The sequence below is a fragment of the Fictibacillus sp. NPDC058756 genome (genome assembly GCF_042746035.1).
Classification (GTDB): Bacteria; Bacillota; Bacilli; order Bacillales; family Fictibacillaceae; genus Fictibacillus.
Map to the genome: position 1 here is coordinate 2,988,611 of NZ_JBHYPU010000001.1, position 15,496 is coordinate 3,004,106.

The 15,496-nt window shown below is 38.9% G+C and carries 21 protein-coding genes; 10 read left to right on the top strand and 11 right to left on the bottom strand.

Going from position 1 to position 15,496, the window contains the following annotated elements; all coding sequences use genetic code 11:
* Positions 1 to 262 precede the first annotated feature (262 nt).
* Positions 263 to 1,099, bottom strand: coding sequence for an aldo/keto reductase (locus tag ACFW35_RS15350; RefSeq protein WP_379846966.1), 837 nt, complete (start codon positions 1,097 to 1,099; stop codon positions 263 to 265).
* Positions 1,100 to 1,252: 153 nt separating this feature from the next.
* Here ACFW35_RS15350 and ACFW35_RS15355 point away from each other — a divergent pair, with 153 nt between their 5' ends.
* Complete coding sequence (locus tag ACFW35_RS15355; RefSeq protein ID WP_379832793.1) at positions 1,253 to 1,447, top strand: hypothetical protein; 195 nt, start codon at positions 1,253 to 1,255, stop codon at positions 1,445 to 1,447.
* On the opposite strand, the gene ACFW35_RS15360 is transcribed toward ACFW35_RS15355, so the two are convergent.
* Positions 1,448 to 1,618: an aspartyl-phosphate phosphatase Spo0E family protein gene (locus ACFW35_RS15360; protein WP_379846967.1), complete on the bottom strand. Its 171-nt coding sequence runs from the start codon at positions 1,616 to 1,618 to the stop codon at positions 1,448 to 1,450. It abuts the gene before it with no gap.
* 251 nt (positions 1,619 to 1,869) lie between these two features.
* Between ACFW35_RS15360 and ACFW35_RS15365 the strand changes: the two genes are divergently transcribed.
* Positions 1,870 to 2,112: a DUF2164 domain-containing protein gene (locus tag ACFW35_RS15365; protein WP_379846969.1), complete on the top strand. Its 243-nt coding sequence runs from the start codon at positions 1,870 to 1,872 to the stop codon at positions 2,110 to 2,112.
* 33 nt (positions 2,113 to 2,145) lie between these two features.
* Here the strand turns inward: ACFW35_RS15365 and ACFW35_RS15370 are convergent, their stop codons facing one another.
* A complete protein-coding gene (locus tag ACFW35_RS15370) occupies positions 2,146 to 2,445 on the bottom strand; it encodes a hypothetical protein (RefSeq protein WP_083207659.1) in 300 nt (99 codons plus the stop codon).
* A gap of 227 nt (positions 2,446 to 2,672) precedes the next feature.
* Between ACFW35_RS15370 and ACFW35_RS15375 the strand changes: the two genes are divergently transcribed.
* Positions 2,673 to 2,801, top strand: a complete 129-nt coding sequence (locus tag ACFW35_RS15375; RefSeq protein ID WP_379847527.1) for a YjcZ family sporulation protein — start codon at positions 2,673 to 2,675, stop codon at positions 2,799 to 2,801.
* Positions 2,802 to 2,848: 47 nt separating this feature from the next.
* Here the strand turns inward: ACFW35_RS15375 and ACFW35_RS15380 are convergent, their stop codons facing one another.
* Positions 2,849 to 3,439, bottom strand: a complete 591-nt coding sequence (locus ACFW35_RS15380) for a YitT family protein (RefSeq protein ID WP_379846971.1) — start codon at positions 3,437 to 3,439, stop codon at positions 2,849 to 2,851.
* 238 nt (positions 3,440 to 3,677) lie between these two features.
* On the opposite strand from ACFW35_RS15380, the gene ACFW35_RS15385 reads away from it, so the two are divergent.
* Positions 3,678 to 3,827 carry a hypothetical protein gene (locus ACFW35_RS15385; protein ID WP_379846973.1) on the top strand — a complete coding sequence of 50 codons (150 nt, stop codon included), beginning with the start codon at positions 3,678 to 3,680 and terminating at the stop codon, positions 3,825 to 3,827.
* A 62-nt stretch (positions 3,828 to 3,889) separates the two neighbouring features.
* Here ACFW35_RS15385 and ACFW35_RS15390 read toward each other — a convergent pair whose 3' ends face one another.
* Positions 3,890 to 4,141 carry an HPr family phosphocarrier protein gene (locus tag ACFW35_RS15390; RefSeq protein ID WP_066286878.1) on the bottom strand — a complete coding sequence of 84 codons (252 nt, stop codon included), beginning with the start codon at positions 4,139 to 4,141 and terminating at the stop codon, positions 3,890 to 3,892.
* A 188-nt stretch (positions 4,142 to 4,329) separates the two neighbouring features.
* Here ACFW35_RS15390 and ACFW35_RS15395 point away from each other — a divergent pair, with 188 nt between their 5' ends.
* Entirely contained in the window at positions 4,330 to 4,584 is a 255-nt protein-coding gene (locus tag ACFW35_RS15395; protein WP_379846975.1) for a hypothetical protein, read from the top strand.
* Positions 4,585 to 4,789: 205 nt separating this feature from the next.
* Here the strand turns inward: ACFW35_RS15395 and ACFW35_RS15400 are convergent, their stop codons facing one another.
* The 3 genes from ACFW35_RS15400 to ACFW35_RS15410 all read right to left on the bottom strand — a co-directional run bounded on the left by ACFW35_RS15400 (position 4,790) and on the right by ACFW35_RS15410 (position 8,061).
* Entirely contained in the window at positions 4,790 to 5,128 is a 339-nt protein-coding gene (locus ACFW35_RS15400; RefSeq protein WP_379846977.1) for a VOC family protein, read from the bottom strand.
* Positions 5,129 to 5,347: 219 nt separating this feature from the next.
* Positions 5,348 to 5,632: a hypothetical protein gene (locus ACFW35_RS15405; RefSeq protein WP_379846979.1), complete on the bottom strand. Its 285-nt coding sequence runs from the start codon at positions 5,630 to 5,632 to the stop codon at positions 5,348 to 5,350.
* A gap of 86 nt (positions 5,633 to 5,718) precedes the next feature.
* Positions 5,719 to 8,061 carry a penicillin acylase family protein gene (locus ACFW35_RS15410; RefSeq protein WP_379847529.1) on the bottom strand — a complete coding sequence of 781 codons (2,343 nt, stop codon included), beginning with the start codon at positions 8,059 to 8,061 and terminating at the stop codon, positions 5,719 to 5,721.
* Between the two features lie 470 nt (positions 8,062 to 8,531).
* Here ACFW35_RS15410 and ACFW35_RS15415 point away from each other — a divergent pair, with 470 nt between their 5' ends.
* Entirely contained in the window at positions 8,532 to 8,720 is a 189-nt protein-coding gene (locus tag ACFW35_RS15415) for a hypothetical protein (protein ID WP_379846981.1), read from the top strand.
* A 205-nt stretch (positions 8,721 to 8,925) separates the two neighbouring features.
* On the opposite strand, the gene ACFW35_RS15420 is transcribed toward ACFW35_RS15415, so the two are convergent.
* Positions 8,926 to 9,555, bottom strand: coding sequence for a hypothetical protein (locus tag ACFW35_RS15420; RefSeq protein WP_379846983.1), 630 nt, complete (start codon positions 9,553 to 9,555; stop codon positions 8,926 to 8,928).
* 411 nt (positions 9,556 to 9,966) lie between these two features.
* Here ACFW35_RS15420 and ACFW35_RS15425 point away from each other — a divergent pair, with 411 nt between their 5' ends.
* Entirely contained in the window at positions 9,967 to 10,050 is an 84-nt protein-coding gene (locus ACFW35_RS15425) for a putative holin-like toxin (RefSeq protein ID WP_226536613.1), read from the top strand.
* Positions 10,051 to 10,199: 149 nt separating this feature from the next.
* Here ACFW35_RS15425 and ACFW35_RS15430 read toward each other — a convergent pair whose 3' ends face one another.
* Entirely contained in the window at positions 10,200 to 12,341 is a 2,142-nt protein-coding gene (locus ACFW35_RS15430) for an ATP-dependent Clp protease ATP-binding subunit (RefSeq protein ID WP_379846984.1), read from the bottom strand.
* A gap of 382 nt (positions 12,342 to 12,723) precedes the next feature.
* Positions 12,724 to 13,260 carry a BsuPI-related putative proteinase inhibitor gene (locus tag ACFW35_RS15435; protein WP_379846986.1) on the bottom strand — a complete coding sequence of 179 codons (537 nt, stop codon included), beginning with the start codon at positions 13,258 to 13,260 and terminating at the stop codon, positions 12,724 to 12,726.
* Between the two features lie 148 nt (positions 13,261 to 13,408).
* Here ACFW35_RS15435 and ACFW35_RS15440 point away from each other — a divergent pair, with 148 nt between their 5' ends.
* The 3 genes from ACFW35_RS15440 to ACFW35_RS15450 all read left to right on the top strand — a co-directional run bounded on the left by ACFW35_RS15440 (position 13,409) and on the right by ACFW35_RS15450 (position 15,363).
* A complete protein-coding gene (locus tag ACFW35_RS15440) occupies positions 13,409 to 14,752 on the top strand; it encodes an FAD-binding oxidoreductase (protein ID WP_379847531.1) in 1,344 nt (447 codons plus the stop codon).
* A 63-nt stretch (positions 14,753 to 14,815) separates the two neighbouring features.
* Entirely contained in the window at positions 14,816 to 15,136 is a 321-nt protein-coding gene (locus tag ACFW35_RS15445; RefSeq protein ID WP_379846987.1) for a YbjQ family protein, read from the top strand.
* Positions 15,133 to 15,363 carry a hypothetical protein gene (locus ACFW35_RS15450; protein ID WP_379846989.1) on the top strand — a complete coding sequence of 77 codons (231 nt, stop codon included), beginning with the start codon at positions 15,133 to 15,135 and terminating at the stop codon, positions 15,361 to 15,363. The genes ACFW35_RS15445 and ACFW35_RS15450 overlap by 4 nt, the downstream gene beginning before the upstream one ends.
* Positions 15,364 to 15,496: the final 133 nt, after the last annotated feature.

Genomic DNA, 15,496 nt, shown 5'->3' on the forward strand with positions numbered 1-15,496 from the left:
TTTCAGTTAACTAACTTATTTTTTGTAAGTTAAGTATATAAAAATCAACTTACTTTTGTCAAGTAACTATATTTGATTGGGATTTGTGTAATAAATAGCTCAGGTTCCTCTTAATTATGTACGATAAACCCTTTACTTAGCCTTTACCCTTATTGAGAATGCGGAAACGGCCATGTTAATATCAACCAAAAAGTCCACGTGGAATGTATTTTCCACGTGGACAAAAAGAGAGGTTTTGTATTTGTATGGGGTCAGACCCCTTTTAGAAGTCGAAGTTATCTGGGTCTGGACCGATGCGGCGGTCTTCATTAAGACCGTCGATCTTTGCCATATCCTCAAGAGATAATTCAAAATCAAAGATATCTGCATTCTCAACAATACGCTGCTGTTTAATTGATTTCGGAATTGTTACAACTCCATTTTGAAGATCCCAGCGAAGGATAATCTGTGCTACCGATTTTCCGTATTTTTCTGCAAGTTCAACAAGTGACGGCTCATCCAGTAATTCTCCCTGCATAAGCGGGCTCCATGCTTCCATCTGGATACCATTATCTTTACAGAATAAAAGCAGTTCTTTTTGTGCAAGACGCGGATGGTATTCTACCTGGTTCACCATCGGCTTGATCTCACAATCAGCTAGAATGTCTTCTAAGTGATGCACCTTGAAGTTAGATACTCCAATCGCTTTTACTTTTCCATCCTTATATAACTTTTCTAATGCACGCCATGTTTCTTTGTACTTTCCTTTAACTGGCCAATGAACCAGATAAAGATCTAAATATTCAAGCCCCAGCTTTTCCATGCTTGTTTCAAAAGCTGCAAGTGTACTCTCATATCCCTGGTCCTTATTCCAAACTTTAGTCGTAATAAATAGTTCTTCACGTGGAACTCCAGCTTCTTTGATGGCTTGTCCAACGCCTTCTTCGTTTTTGTAGATCGCAGCTGTATCAATACTCTTGTATCCAGCTTCAATTGCCCATTTAACAGAATCAATGACTTCTTGTCCTTCTTCTACTTTAAATACCCCAAGGCCGAACCAAGGCATCTTTACTCCGTTATGCAAAACGGTAGTATCCTGCAATGTTTTAATAGCTGTCATCTGTTTATAGCCTCCATTTCTACATCTCTTTTTTCCTTATAAAAAGATATTGTCATATTCTGCTGTAGAAAGGAAACATTTCGACTTTTAGAAGGGATTTTAACCCTTCTATGGAAGTAGTATCCAACACAATATATAAAATGGGGTGTTATCGTGAAGGACAACTTGATTCATTTTAAATCGAAAACCGAATCACTAAAGCATATGCCTGAACAAGAAATTACCCTTATTCAGGAAATTAGAGAATTGTTATCGGAATTTCACTGTAATTATCCTTTAGTAACAAAAAAGGCTATTTTACTTCGCATCGATCAACTAACAGATGAACTCATCTTCAATAAACGCTGATTAAAAAGAGGCTTTTCTTTGAATGACATTTAATAATACATCTAATTCTTGACTGCACTTTACAGTTTCTTTGCTGGTTAATCCTTTACGGTCTGCAACTTCTACCAGCTTTTCTTTTTTTTCTTTTATGCATTCCAATAGAAGAGAGTTATTCCATTCTTTTTTCACCACGAAAATCGGCTCCTCTTTTGTCATTTTAGTACTTCTCGATTATTATGACGGCTTTTTGCCAACTTGAAAATACTTTCCACAAAAGAAGAAGTAATATTACAAAACCGGACATTTTTTTACAGGTTTAATCGTCATAAAGACCTAAGATTTCCTACAGGGTTATGCATAATTCAGCCCATTCTGCTTTTCAAAAACTTCTTTTATGTTTAAATAATAAAGAGGTAATCTACATTTAAGGGGATTCAATAGAAATGAAAAAGTTTACTAAAGAAACAAAAGAAGAAATGATCGGAAGAATACAGTTTTTCTTTCTAAATGAACGCGGTGAAGAAATAGGAAATTTAGCAGCTGAACAATTTCTCGACTTTATATCTGATGAAATGGCATCTTATTTTTATAATGAGGGAATTGAAGATGCCATTAAATCACTACAATCTAGAATGGAGAACTTGGAGGAAGACCTTTATACACTTAAAAAGCCTCACCACAAGTAAAGAAAGAAAAAAGGATGGGTTCCCCCCATCCTTTTATTGTTTCCGATTGTTATAGTAATTTACAGAGTACATAGCTCCCTCTTCAACCATCTTATTATCATCGACATCCATTGGATCTGGATGACCCGCTTTATTAATTGGCAGCTGAGTCCGTTCGATATGATCCGGACGCACTCTTCGTTTAAGATCTTTAATTTTCATTTTAGTTTTTATACGGTTTGGTTTAAAAGAGAGCCAGACCAATGCACCTGTACCAAGACCGATCAAAGCCCATGATTGAGTTTTTAATAATCTGCTTGTGGTTTTCATTTGAGTTTGGGTTGCAGTTTGCATATATAACGCCTCCTTTGCTTTAAGTTACCCCAATCCACTCAATACGTAACATGATTTTCTTTGCAAAAATATTACATATCGCCTAATTCCAAAAAAACTAAGCTTTTGTCCATACACGCTTAATACCTATCACATATACTGTATCGAACTAGAAAGTACAAATCGTAAGGAGGAGTTTTAGAATGTATGCAAATTCACCGGTAAATGCTTCACTAGCGAACGCACCAATGTATGGTGGCGGATATGGTTATTGTGGTGGCGGAGGTTATGGCAAGGGTTTTGCGATCATAGTAGTTCTATTCATCCTTCTCATTATCGTTGGTACTACGTGGGCGCACAAAGGCAAAGATTGCTAATTTGTACGCTGCAAAAAAAGGGTGCGGTTTTTATAACCGTACCCTTTTTACATATATTGCTTCGCTTTTTTCTGAAATTGTGCAGTTCTGACATAGTCAATGATCTTTGTACTGATCCACTGACATAAAACAGCAAACAAAATAATCGAAGCTCCAACGTTTATAGCAGTGAAAAGCAGCACGATACTGTTGATCCAGAATAAAATAATACCTGGTTTCTTGCCTGTCCACTTCGCAATAATCAAAGCAAGAATATCCATTCCTCCAGATGAAGCTCCATAACGGAACAGTATACCTACCCCTATTCCAAAAATTAAAGCACCATAAATTACATCAAAAAGTATATTATTTACAGAATTTTGAATCAGAGAAGCCAGCCAATCAACCGTTATTGAAGTTACAGCCACACAATATATCGTCCATAATGCCGCTTGTTTTCCAAGTTTCTTTACTGCAAGCAGCAGTAAACCAAAATTAATAATCCATAATGTCATGCCTAGTGGTATCTGAAAGAAAAAATCGTTTAAAATCGCTATGCCTGCGACTCCGCCTGATGGAACAGCGTGTGGAAATAAGAATACGGCCATCGCAAGTCCTTGTAAAAAAGCCCCGATTGTTAACCAAATTACTTTATGCAAACTTTATCCCTTCTTTTCCTGAAGCGTCGTTTCAACTATTCATTTTAGACTCTTCTCATCAGATTGCAATGGGGTTAGCGAATTTGTTTTCAACTTTGATTTTGTAGTTTAATCAAACATATTTCGAAATGATTGTGCATAGGTTTATTATAATTTCTCCTTTTTAGAGGAATAGGGCCCTGTTCATCTCTTTTGCGGAAATAACACATTTTGAAACAGCAGAAAGGTGGACAATATATTGAGTCATCACAATTCAAGTGATATTAAGGCAATTGAACAAAAAGCAAAAGAAGAACATAAGGATGCAGACCTGGCACGGTCAGCTGTGCAAGAAGTCCTTTTACAAAAACTAGTCCAAACAAGCAGAAGCGGCAAAGATAAAAAATAAAGAAGGCTGGCTCGGAAGGACGCTTCCAATAAGAGCCAGCCTTTGACTTTTGACTTAACAAACTAATTTAAAACTTTGGTTCCTAAACTGCGCAATGCATCAACTGCTGTCCTGCTGTTTTCGCCATGTGCAGAAACACAGCAAACTCCTTGCATCCCATTTAATAAACTCATGCTCAGCTGACTTTTTGCATTAATCCTAAGTGCGTTGCATTCCAAATAAATCTGGCACTTTTCAAACTCATTCGCCTTTATTACCATTTCCTGAATCCAAGCAGGTTTGATTTTTTCCTGAATCATAAAGTATGTCTTCATTTTAAATTCCCTCTTTTCAATCTGCCTCATATTAATCGTACAGATAAAATGTAAACACCGTTTAAACACTGTGTAAGATTTTTGTGGCTTATCGTTTTATCTTTATGAGAGAACTAAAAAATAATGGTATGAAAAAAGCACTAATTTGCAACATTATGTGTAGAACGATCATCTAAGGAGTTTTTTCAATGGCATATTATATTGCATGTGATTATGATGAACCCGACCGTCAGACGTACAGGGGGATCGTTATCATTGATACTTTAACGAATGAAGTAGCACATCGCTTCTACTCGGGTAATTTCGATCATGATTTTCAAGAGTATCAAAGCTGGCTCGAAGATACTGAACCCTATTATTATGAAGGAGAAAGTCTATTGAATTATATTGGAGATCTGCATGATCCTGCCTTAAATGAGGATCCCGATTTACACCTGTTTTGAGTAAACACTGTGGCCATTGAGCGAAAAGGGAAGATTATGAGAGAACTAAAGGTAGTTTGAGCGTAGTTAGATAATCTTGAGCGTAACTCGACTTTTTTAAGACAAATCTTAAAGAGTCTGAGCGAAAATGTAATAAATATAAGAACACGTACCGTAAAAACACAATAAACACGCCAGGGAGTCCTCATCCTGGCGTGTTTATCTATTAATCTTTATTCGTAAAATCAATGATCCGAATCGGGTTGCCTGCCTCATCTTTATAGATGGCATACCTGCCAGGGGGAATGCTGCATGGTGTTTTAACAAAATGAAGTCTGGTTTCGTTGTCATCATAGAATTTGTCGACACTGTCAACAACAAATACCCCGCCTGGTCCAAGTTCTAGTTCATCTTCCTCAATCATTAACTGAACTTCACAATCAGGCATAGCTAACCCCATCACTTGATTGCCTTCACGCCAGGCTTCTGTCATACCGAGCCCCTCATAATAGCGTTGTGATTCTTGTAAATCTTTTACCGGGTGAAACAAAAATGCAAGCTTCATTCCCAAACCCCCTCGTAAAAAATTCTTGTCTTAAATTGTATTCGCATCTGATTTCTGTATACGTAACTTTCCATCTATGCTGTTTATTTTCCTGCATCCTACAATTAAAAAATGATAAAAAATAAGATAGTGACTCAAAATTTTTTATATGTAAAAATTAAAAAAATCGGGGCTGCCAAAAGTAAGTTTTACTTAATTTTGGCAGCCCATCTTCACTATTTAATAATATGGGTAAGGCGGATATGGCGGATAAACTGGATAGATTGGATATGGGCGCGGTGCCAATGCTAATCCAGCGATAGTTCCAAGTGTTAGACCGATCAGAGCAGGTGCAAAGAAACGGTCATTGCTCTCATCCTGCGGGTTTGAACTATATGGCAGAATGTATGCCTTCTCCTGATCTACATGCTTTAGGACACCGTGATACCTTGTTCCGCAATGGCAATCGATATAGACGGATCTGCCAATATAACGGCGGCACAGGTGGTACATTTGGTATGACAAAGGGTAAACCTCCCAGCTTGTTTTTGCCTTTCTCTACACCATATGTCCAACCCTGTATTTAGACAGAGACAAGTGTCCTGCACCTATTAATTTTCTTTAGATGGCTGCAAAACGAGATGTCTGCCTTCATCCTCTTTTTTCATTTTTAATTCTGTAATGTGGTACTTGCCAGTTGCCCAATCTTTTACTTGATCGCTGTACCATGGGCTTAGGACATGTCCTGATTGACCCGGTCCTACTACATGATAAGCTTTTGATGTGTCAGCCATATCAATGATCATTCTCCATGCGCCGCCATGGGTAATGTTCCCTGTTTCACGATTCCAGCCAGCTACTCCGACTGTAATACGGCTGCCTCCCATCTCTTCTGTATCCGGGTTAAACAAAAGATTCAAAGGTTTAATAGCAGCTAATGGATGCTCAAAAGTCAGCGAATGAAATTTGCCCCATCTCCAGCTGGAAATATCTTGGCCATATTTATTGGATAGCTTCGTGATCATATTTGAAAAAGAATTTTGAGCTACTTTTTCAAGCCCGCCGTTCTGTTTGATCCAAGGTCCAGGATTCCCTGCATATGCTTTTCGGATAAGCTCATCCACTACTTGTTCCCGTCCGTCAAACATCTTCATCATTTCCTTACTAATTTCATCTTTAAATAGTTCATTACTGAGGGATTCTATCCAAATATGAAAAATAAGAGGGGCTGCGCTGTCTTTACTGTCATTTTTATTCCATTTTTTCAGGACGGCAACAACTTCTTCTTCCTTTTTTGACAATGGTTCATTCATTACTTGCTCTAAAAGAATCGGAAGCATTTCCTCAGCCTGTTTATTCACTTGGTCGAATTGAAGAGCTTTCATATCATCTATTGTAAGTTTTTGATTTGTCCCTAACACTTCAACAATCCTTTTCTGTCTATAGGGCTGTGCGAAAGTATCTGATATGTGATAAGGATACGAATCTGATGCTACTTTGTTGTTAGCAGTTGCAATAAACCCTTTTTCGGGATTTACAGTTGTCGGGAGCTCGCTCCACGGAATAAAGCCTTTCCATTCATATTTGTCCGTCCAGCCTGGTACAGGAAGAGATGTATAGTCTTGCTTCCTGATTGGAATAAGACCATTAGCCTTATAGGCAATTGTTCCATCCGTGCTCGCAAAAACAAAGTTTTGAGCAGGAGTGTGAAATGATTCTAGAGCCTTTTCAAACTGCGGCCAATTTTTTGACCGATTCATTTGAATGACAGCTTCTAATTCCTTTGATGGCTGAAGGGCTGTCCATTTTAAAGCTAAAGCTGTTCCCGGTTTATCTTGATGAGCAAATTCTGAGATCACCGGTCCGTGCCTTGTGATCACAACTTCATGCTCGACATCAGGTTTATCTTTCACTTTAATTACTTCCTTTATCACATCGGCTTTTTCCCAGTTGGCCATGTACTGAAATTCATAAGGATTATCAGGATTCCTCTTTTCCACATACAATTCCTGAACATCAGGGCCAACATTTGTTACACCCCAAGCAATTTGTTTGTTATGACCTATAATAATTCCTGGAACCCCTGCAAAGATAACACCGCTCACTTCATAATCTTGTGCTGTTAAATGTGACTGGTACCAGATGGATGGAGTTCCAAGCTGCAGATGCGGGTCGTTTGCCAGCAAGGGTTTACCCGATTCTGTTTTACTCCCGGATACTACCCAGTTGTTGCTGCCATTGTGAAAGTTTGGAATCACTGCATCTGCGAAACTTTTATCGAAATCAAGACCGCTCACTTCTAAATCCTCTAATATAGACGGGGCGTCAGCCGGATAACCTGGAAATAGATCCAGTGCTTTTTCTTTTGAGAATTTCTCCATTAAATAGTAGCGAAAAGCTTGCCCTTCCCAATGTCCACCGAGATCAAAAGCCATATATTTTCCGATTACCAGTGAATCGATAGGTGTCCATTTTTCAGGTTTGTAGCCAACCAGCAAGAATTCCATCGGCAAAGTATTTTCCCCTTTTGCCTGGCCCATATAAGCATTTACTCCATCTGCATACCATTGAAGGTATTGTTTTGTTTCAGAAGAATATTCGTTATAGGAAGCTTCAGCCGCTCTTCTCAATCCAAGGGTCCTGAAAAATTGGTCACGCGGAAGTGTTTTTTCCCCAATGACTTCACTCAGCATCCCGGAAGCTTGTCTTCGGCTAAGATCCATTTGAAACATCCTGTCCTGCGCGGTTACATATCCCTGAGCCATAAACAGATCTTTCATAGAGTCTGCCTTAATATGCGGAACACCATGACTGTCTCTGTACACATCTACTTTTGAAGTCAATCCATTTAAGACAAGCGTTCCGTTTACTTTAGGTTCACTTTTTTGCAATAAAAAATATGCCGTACCAGCTGCCGCTCCTAAAATAAGAATAAGTGCTGCTCCCATAATCATTAAACTCTTTTTCCAAGATATCCTTTTACGAATGCTTTTCCTCTGAAGTGCTCCGTCCACACAGATCCCCCTTTATCTGACAATCTACCTAATTAAATTCTCCAAAAGAATGGTATTACCTGTGAAAAAAGTAAGAAAAGCACAAATACAGAAGGGATCTACGATACTTTTCGCCTGATTTTCCGTTAAACAGACGGAATTTTCGGAAATATGTCGAATGTATCAACAAGCAGTTTATTATCAACCTTCTTATCTTAAAGATTGTTGTGTGAATACACTTCGCTGATAAATTGATTGGAGCGTAAGGGTACGTGATTCCTCGAAAATGAAAATCACATTTTCTTCGCGCGATGTAAGCTGACGGAGCCTTCCTTGTCGTGCGGGATTAGTGGGACAGGTGAGACTCCTAAGGACGGAAATCAATTACTTCCAATAGCAACAAAATATATATATAAAAGGAGAGATTTATAATGGCTAAACTTCTCGTAGATTTTGAACTCAGCCATGGCCAGGAGAAAGTCACTCAAGGCAATATTGTTATTGTGGATATCAACCCTGGAAAATCGAATCTCCATGATCAAGTAAGGAAACTGATTGCTGAACAATTCAACTGCTCTGCCAGGGTCATTTCTATCAAAGAAATTAAAATGAACACTTAAACGAAGAGATTAGGAGCTTATCAATGGAAAAAATAAAAAAAAGAGGTGCTTAATCAAAAGCACCTCTCTATGTATAGGGGACTTTATTATCTCACCTATACATAGGTAAAAAAAGTTCCATAAGTCATATAACGGTCGACCTACTTCCATACCTTTTATCGGTAATTTTTATAAAGAAAGGCCGCGCTATAAAACTTTTGGCATGTTAGAAATGAGAGCAAATAATATTCTCAATCTCGTCTTCTTTCATTTTTCCTGAAATCCCCGGAGTTTCTGCAAAATATTTCACAGCCTCTTCACAGCTCAATCCTATCTGACTGAGTCCCTTTGCGATTGTCGTCAAATAAGTTGCTGGCGGCGGATTTAGGTTCTGCTCATTAAGATCCAAATTACATGTGAATGTGACCATGGGATAACCTTCTTCCTCACCTAGATAGACCATCCTGCTGTACCATCCTGATCCAAAATGAATATGCCCTTTCTCAATTACTTCTTCCAGATCTGCCTCTATTTCATCACAGCTGTTTTCTTGTGCCGTCACATCTAGGAACTGCTCAACTGTAACCAAATATTTTCTTCCATATGTTTTATATTTCTCATTTTTTTCGTGACCGATAAAAGCTACTCCACCCTCGCCCCATTTTGTACGTTCTCTTGCAAAATATAGAGGGAATGGCAGAACAGCTTTTCCATTTTTCAAAGGCATCGCTGGATTTCTGCAGCCTCTTTCTTTTTGCGATGAACCTTCGGGCTGATCGCCAAGAATGTAGCATAAAAAGCGATGCTCCATCAGATTTGATCCATAACTTACATACCATACATAAGATGTATCCAAACCTTTTTCCTCCTTGAAATTTTCCTTGAATAACTGTCATGAAGTCCCCATTTTTTTATACATTGGAATACACAAGGGGGATTGAATAAAATGACTAGAAAATGTTTAGTTGTCTTACTTGGTGTGTTCATTTTCCTTCTGACTCTGTTTATTGCTTCTCCCGTTATATAAAACAGAATTGTATAATTTCTAGGTAATTTCGACCATTTGAAATTAATATAGAAATTATGAATAGAAATTCCTCAGGATAATATTAGGAAAATAAACCTATTGACCTAATTCGATTTATTAGAAATGGTTATTCCGGTTCTTGTACGAATAACGTATTCGGGATAAAATGGAAAACATACAATACTTTTCCTTCTCTAATTCTTGTACGAGTCTTGCCTATTATAAAAAGGGGGGATTGGGATGACGGTATTTGAAGCAATGTCGCTCATGATTGGTTTTTCAATGCTTGTTCTTACCATTATCCGCTCCAAAGACAACTCCTAAGAATAGAGAGAAGTTTTTTGTTTAGGTTATGCCATGCAGGCGCATGGCTTATTTTTTCGGATATACCATCTATGTAATAGAATTACCTTCTATTTAAATTGTAAAACAAAAACCTTGCTGGAGATATACTCAAGCAAGGTTTTTCTGTTTTACGCTTTTTTCACGATAATTTGTCCGTCGACAACATTTACCGCCAGCTTTTCTACATTTTCTTCATCAAGAAGTACGTCAGCAATCTTATCTTCGATGTGTTCTTGAATGATGCGGCGGAGCGGTCTAGCACCAAATGACGGGTGGTACCCTAACTTCGCCAGTTTTTGCTTAGCTGCAGATGTTACTGTTAAAGTAATATTCTGTTCCTGCAGCTGTTCAGACAGTTCTTTAAGCATCAGGTCAACAATTTTCACAAGATGTTCTTCTTTTAATGATTGGAATTGAACGATGCTGTCAAAACGGTTAAGAAACTCAGGTTTAAAATATCCGCCTAATGAATCAAGGATGTGAGTTTCTTTTTCCAATTGTTCAGCGTTAAATCCAAGTTTCTTTGTTTGTTTAACAGATGATCCTGCGTTGCTTGTCATGATGATTACTGTATCTTTAAAGCTAACTGTACGCCCTTGGCTGTCTGTTAATCTTCCATCTTCCATGATTTGAAGGAACATATGCTGAACGTCAGGATGTGCTTTCTCAATCTCATCCAGTAATAGAATGCTGTATGGTTTGCGGCGCACCTGTTCTGTTAATTGACCAGCCTCTTCATGTCCTACATATCCTGGAGGTGAACCAATCAACTTAGAAACGGCATGTTTCTCCATGTATTCACTCATGTCCAGGCGAATCATGCTGTCTTCATCCCCGAAGAGCTCTTTCGCCAATGTCTTCGTTAATTCAGTTTTACCAACACCAGTCGGTCCTACAAACAAGAACGATCCGATTGGACGTTTTTTCGCTTTTAGACCTGCACGGCTTCTGCGAATCGCTTTTGCGACTTTTTCTACCGCTTCTTCTTGTCCGATAACTTGTGATGATAACTTTGAAGCTAGCTCTTTCATTTTAGATTGTTCATCATTTTGCAGCTTGCGAACCGGAATTCCCGTTTTGTGTTCTACAATGTTTTGAATATCTTCAACTTGAATGATTGCTTCGTTTTTATGTTCTTCCTGTTTCTTCAGTTTATCCTCGAGCATTAGTTCTTCCTGTCGCAGTTTCGCAGCTAATTCATAATTCTCATCAGCAGCTGCTTTTTCTTTCTCTTTTACGATCTCTTCCAATCTCTCTTCAATGGAAGACTTTTCAATTTTAATGTGCTGAAGATTGCTTTTTGAACCTGCTTCATCCATTAGATCAATCGCTTTATCAGGTAAGAATCTGTCCTGAATATAACGGTGTGAAAGCTGGACACATGCTCTTAAAGCTTCTTCTGTGAACTTAACTTGATGATAGTCTTCGTATCGAGGTGACAGACCTTTTAAGATTTCAATCGCTTCATCTACTGTAGGCTCATTGACGATGATCGGCTGGAATCGGCGCTCCAGTGCAGCGTCTTTCTCGATCTGGCGGTATTCTTTAATTGTAGTTGCACCAACCATTTGAAGTTCACCGCGGGCTAGTGCAGGCTTTAAAATGTTCCCAGCATCCATTGAACCTTCTGCCGAACCTGCTCCTACGATCTGATGGACTTCATCTACAAACAGAATGACATTTTTTCGCTTTTGAAGTTCAGCAATCAGCTGCTTCATACGCTCTTCAAACTGACCTCTTACCCCTGTATCTGCTACTAATGAAGCAACATCTAACAGATAAACTTCTTTATTTAACAGCTTACCCGGTACATTGCCTTCTACAATCTTAGAAGCAAGTCCTTCTGCGATTGCAGTCTTACCGACACCAGGCTCACCAATTAGTACCGGATTGTTTTTTGTACGTCTGTTCAATATCTCAATCACACGGCGCACTTCTTTTTCACGCCCGATAACAGGATCAATAATGCCTGCTTTAGCAGCGTCCGTTAAGTTACGGCCGAATTTATCCAAAAAGCCTCCGCCACGTTTTTCTTTTTGAGTTTGCTGATGCTGATGATTGTTTTGATCAGTAAATGCCTGACCACTCATCATTTGCTGAAATATATCATCGAAAGAAGAGAAGTTCATGTTCATTCCTCCCCCAGTATTCATCTCTTGTTTTACTTTATGGTAACAATCAGAGCAAAGTACAAATTGCTTCTTCTCTTTATTCATGGAAATACTCATTTGGATAGTAGCAGGATTAACTTCACATTGTTCACAACGCATATTTGTAACCCCCTCAATTATTTTTATTTAGCTCGCGATAGTCTACTGATGAAAGTTTGACTTTGACTTTCTTTGACCTTTCATCTTTAATCATATTATACTTTGACCTTTTTTGACTTTCAAGTATTTTGTTTCACCTTAATTTACTTTCTATTCCATGTTTTATATTTGTTTTTGAAGCTTCCTAGACAAGTTGAATGGAGCGCAAGGTGCGAGACTCCTGGGGGATCAGCGGGACAGGTGAGACTCCTAACGGCGCAAAGCGCAGAGGAGGCTCACCGCACGCCCCCCGGAAAGCGAGTACCTGGAGCGGAATTCAACCACTTAAGAAGATCTTTTAAAAACAAAAAGAGATGAGCTCTTAACTCATCTCTTCCCCAATTTAGTTCCAATTAAAAGTAATTTTTTGACGATAATCTTCTGTTTCGCCTTTTGGAGTCAGCCAGACCTCTAATTCATAAGTTCCTGCTTCTAAATCATTGACTAATATGTCCTGTTTAAACGTATCCGCCTGCTTTAACTTTAAAGATGATAAAACCTGCATAAACATATGGTTTTTCGAATATTGGTAGACGATTTTGCCGTTCTTGTCCTTTATCACGTAATCAAACTTCTGGCTTGTCGGAAACTGAAATACTTTTTCTTTCTCTGTTTGATTTTTCAATTCATAACGAAATAAAATTCCTTTTTCATTTTGCGGCTCCAACACTTTAATTGAAGACTCAATACTTCCTGCAACGATTCCATTCTGGTCTTCTTCAGGACGATCTTTCTTTTGATTTTGTTTCCCATCACCCATCACCGGCTCTTCTCTCCCCTCAGATTGGTTCGGGCTGTCAGTCTTTCCGCAGCCCGTTATGGCTATTGAAATACATATTGTTAAAAGTATAACATTCAACACATTTGTGCGTTTTGGCACGATGATCACCTCATCCGTTAGTTTGGGCATATTTGATGATTTTCATGTTTAGAAAGGATTTTTGGATATGTTTATGTAAAATAGAACTATAACAACAAAAGGGAGCGTGTTTTTCTTGAATATTGCACAAGCGGATCTTTTGCTCGAAATGAAAAAACGTACATCTGAAAAACGTGCCACAAAAAATGAAACAATCCTTAGACAGCATAGTAGTGATGAATCTTACCATAGTCCTGTATTGCCTGATGTAGTAGTATACCCTTCTTCAGCAGAAGAAATTTCATCTATTATGTCATTCGCAAATGAAAACAAGATTCCTGTCGTGCCTTTTGGCGCAGGCTCCAGCCTGGAAGGTCATTGTATTCCGATTAAAGGAGGTATCTCTCTTAACTTTCAGGAGATGAATGAAATACTTGAAATTCGCCCTGATGACTTTTTAGTAAAAGTGCAGCCAGGCGTTACACGTACTCAGCTGAACCTTGCTCTAAAAAAATATGGGTTGTTCTTCCCTGTCGATCCCGGTGCTGATGCAACCATTGGCGGTATGGCAGCAACGAATGCAAGCGGAACAACAAGTGTTAAATATGGAATCATGCGTGATCAAGTCCGAAACTTGCAAGTTGTTTTAGCAGACGGACAAATTATTCAAACCGGCGGGCTTGCGGCAAAGTCATCAGCGGGCTATCACCTGACTGGCATGTTTGTAGGTTCAGAAGGAACACTCGGGGTTTTTACCGAAATAACCTTAAAAGTATACGGAATACCTGAAGCTTTGCTGGCAGCACGATGTACGTTTCCTTCTGTCCAGTCAGCAGTTGAAGCGGCTTCTGCCGTTCTTGGGTCTGGGACAGGAGTAGCGCGTATTGAGCTAGTTGATGAACGTTCTATTGTCCAGGTAAACAACAATAGTGATACTTCTTATACCGAAGCACCTACACTTTTTTTAGAATTCCATGGTAACCCTGCAAGCGTTACATATGAAGCTTCTCTTACAAAAGAACTTTTAGAGAGTTTCGGAGGTGTAGAATGGGTAGAGGAACGAGATTCCAAAGCACGTGCAAAACTTTGGGAAGCACGTCATCATCTAGCTTATGCATTTAAACACGGCTACCCAGGTAAATCCATGATGTTCACGGATGTCTGTCTTCCTTTGTCTGAATTGTCAGGAGCAATTGTACACGCGAGAGAAACGATGGATGCAATCGGTGTGCCTGGAGCAGTTTTGGGCCATGTGGGAGATGGAAACTTCCATGCTATCCTGATGTACGACCCTTCACTATCAGAAGAAAGGGAAAAGGCGGACAATGTTAATTCAAGTATAGTGGAGTACGCCTTAAACAAAGGCGGCACCTGCACTGGTGAACATGGAATCGGCATTGGAAAAGCGAAGTATTTGGCAAAAGAACACGCAGATACCTTGCCTATTATGTCAGGGATAAAAAAACAATTGGACCCAAATGACATTTTGAATCCAGGTAAAATCATAGTATAGATAATGAAACTATAGGCTTGTATTTTTCGTATGAAGAAGTATTAAATTTAGGGGGTCTTCATTATGATCGTTGTCACGACAGAAAACATTAAAGGGTATGAAATTAAAGAAGTTAAGGGATCTGCATTTGGTATTGTTGTACGTGCCCGCGGAATTGGCGGGGATATCATGGCTGGACTTCGAGGAATTTTGGGCGGCGAAATCAAGGAATATACAAGCATGCTTGAAGATGCTCGTAAGCAAGCGGTTGACCGCATGGTGAAAAACGCATCTGAAATGGGTGCAAACGCAATCGTAATGATGCGCTTTGACTCTGGTGAAATGGGCAACAACATGAGTGAGATTGTCGCATATGGAACTGCCGTTGTTGCTGAAAAACAATGAGTTGGATAAGTATTTTAATCGGATGGCAAGTGCTCTCCATTCTAGTGCTAATCGTTCTTGCGATTTTATCTTGGCTTTATTACGATAAGCGTTATAAAAAAAGCGAGACCAAAGTCCCTTCAGGCTATATTTGGACCGAAGAAATATCAATTGATCCATCAACCGGTAAAAAAGAACGGGTCTATTATAACCCGGATACTGGAGACAGGTTTTATAAAGAAGAATAACGTGAAAAATGCTGGCTGTAAGATGAATTGCCTTACTGAGCCAGCATTTTTTATTGTTTGGGTTGTGTGATGTTAGGTTTTATGATCGACCTAGAAGGATTTATGAGCGCCATACGAGATTTATGCTCGCCAT

What these genes read in the sequence shown, in the direction of transcription:
- ACFW35_RS15350 (WP_379846966.1), bottom strand. Translation starts at nt 1,099, where the DNA reads ATGACAGCTATTAAAACATTGCAGGATACTACCGTTTTGCATAACGGA.
- ACFW35_RS15365 (WP_379846969.1), top strand. Translation starts at nt 1,870, where the DNA reads ATGAAAAAGTTTACTAAAGAAACAAAAGAAGAAATGATCGGAAGAATA.
- ACFW35_RS15370 (WP_083207659.1), bottom strand. Translation starts at nt 2,445, where the DNA reads ATGCAAACTGCAACCCAAACTCAAATGAAAACCACAAGCAGATTATTA.
- ACFW35_RS15375 (WP_379847527.1), top strand. Translation starts at nt 2,673, where the DNA reads ATGTATGGTGGCGGATATGGTTATTGTGGTGGCGGAGGTTATGGCAAG.
- ACFW35_RS15390 (WP_066286878.1), bottom strand. Translation starts at nt 4,141, where the DNA reads ATGAAGACATACTTTATGATTCAGGAAAAAATCAAACCTGCTTGGATT.
- ACFW35_RS15395 (WP_379846975.1), top strand. Translation starts at nt 4,330, where the DNA reads ATGGCATATTATATTGCATGTGATTATGATGAACCCGACCGTCAGACG.
- ACFW35_RS15400 (WP_379846977.1), bottom strand. Translation starts at nt 5,128, where the DNA reads ATGAAGCTTGCATTTTTGTTTCACCCGGTAAAAGATTTACAAGAATCA.
- ACFW35_RS15410 (WP_379847529.1), bottom strand. Translation starts at nt 8,061, where the DNA reads ATGATTATGGGAGCAGCACTTATTCTTATTTTAGGAGCGGCAGCTGGT.
- ACFW35_RS15415 (WP_379846981.1), top strand. Translation starts at nt 8,532, where the DNA reads ATGGCTAAACTTCTCGTAGATTTTGAACTCAGCCATGGCCAGGAGAAA.
- ACFW35_RS15425 (WP_226536613.1), top strand. Translation starts at nt 9,967, where the DNA reads ATGACGGTATTTGAAGCAATGTCGCTCATGATTGGTTTTTCAATGCTT.
- ACFW35_RS15430 (WP_379846984.1), bottom strand. Translation starts at nt 12,341, where the DNA reads ATGCGTTGTGAACAATGTGAAGTTAATCCTGCTACTATCCAAATGAGT.
- ACFW35_RS15440 (WP_379847531.1), top strand. Translation starts at nt 13,409, where the DNA reads ATGAAAAAACGTACATCTGAAAAACGTGCCACAAAAAATGAAACAATC.
- ACFW35_RS15445 (WP_379846987.1), top strand. Translation starts at nt 14,816, where the DNA reads ATGATCGTTGTCACGACAGAAAACATTAAAGGGTATGAAATTAAAGAA.
- ACFW35_RS15450 (WP_379846989.1), top strand. Translation starts at nt 15,133, where the DNA reads ATGAGTTGGATAAGTATTTTAATCGGATGGCAAGTGCTCTCCATTCTA.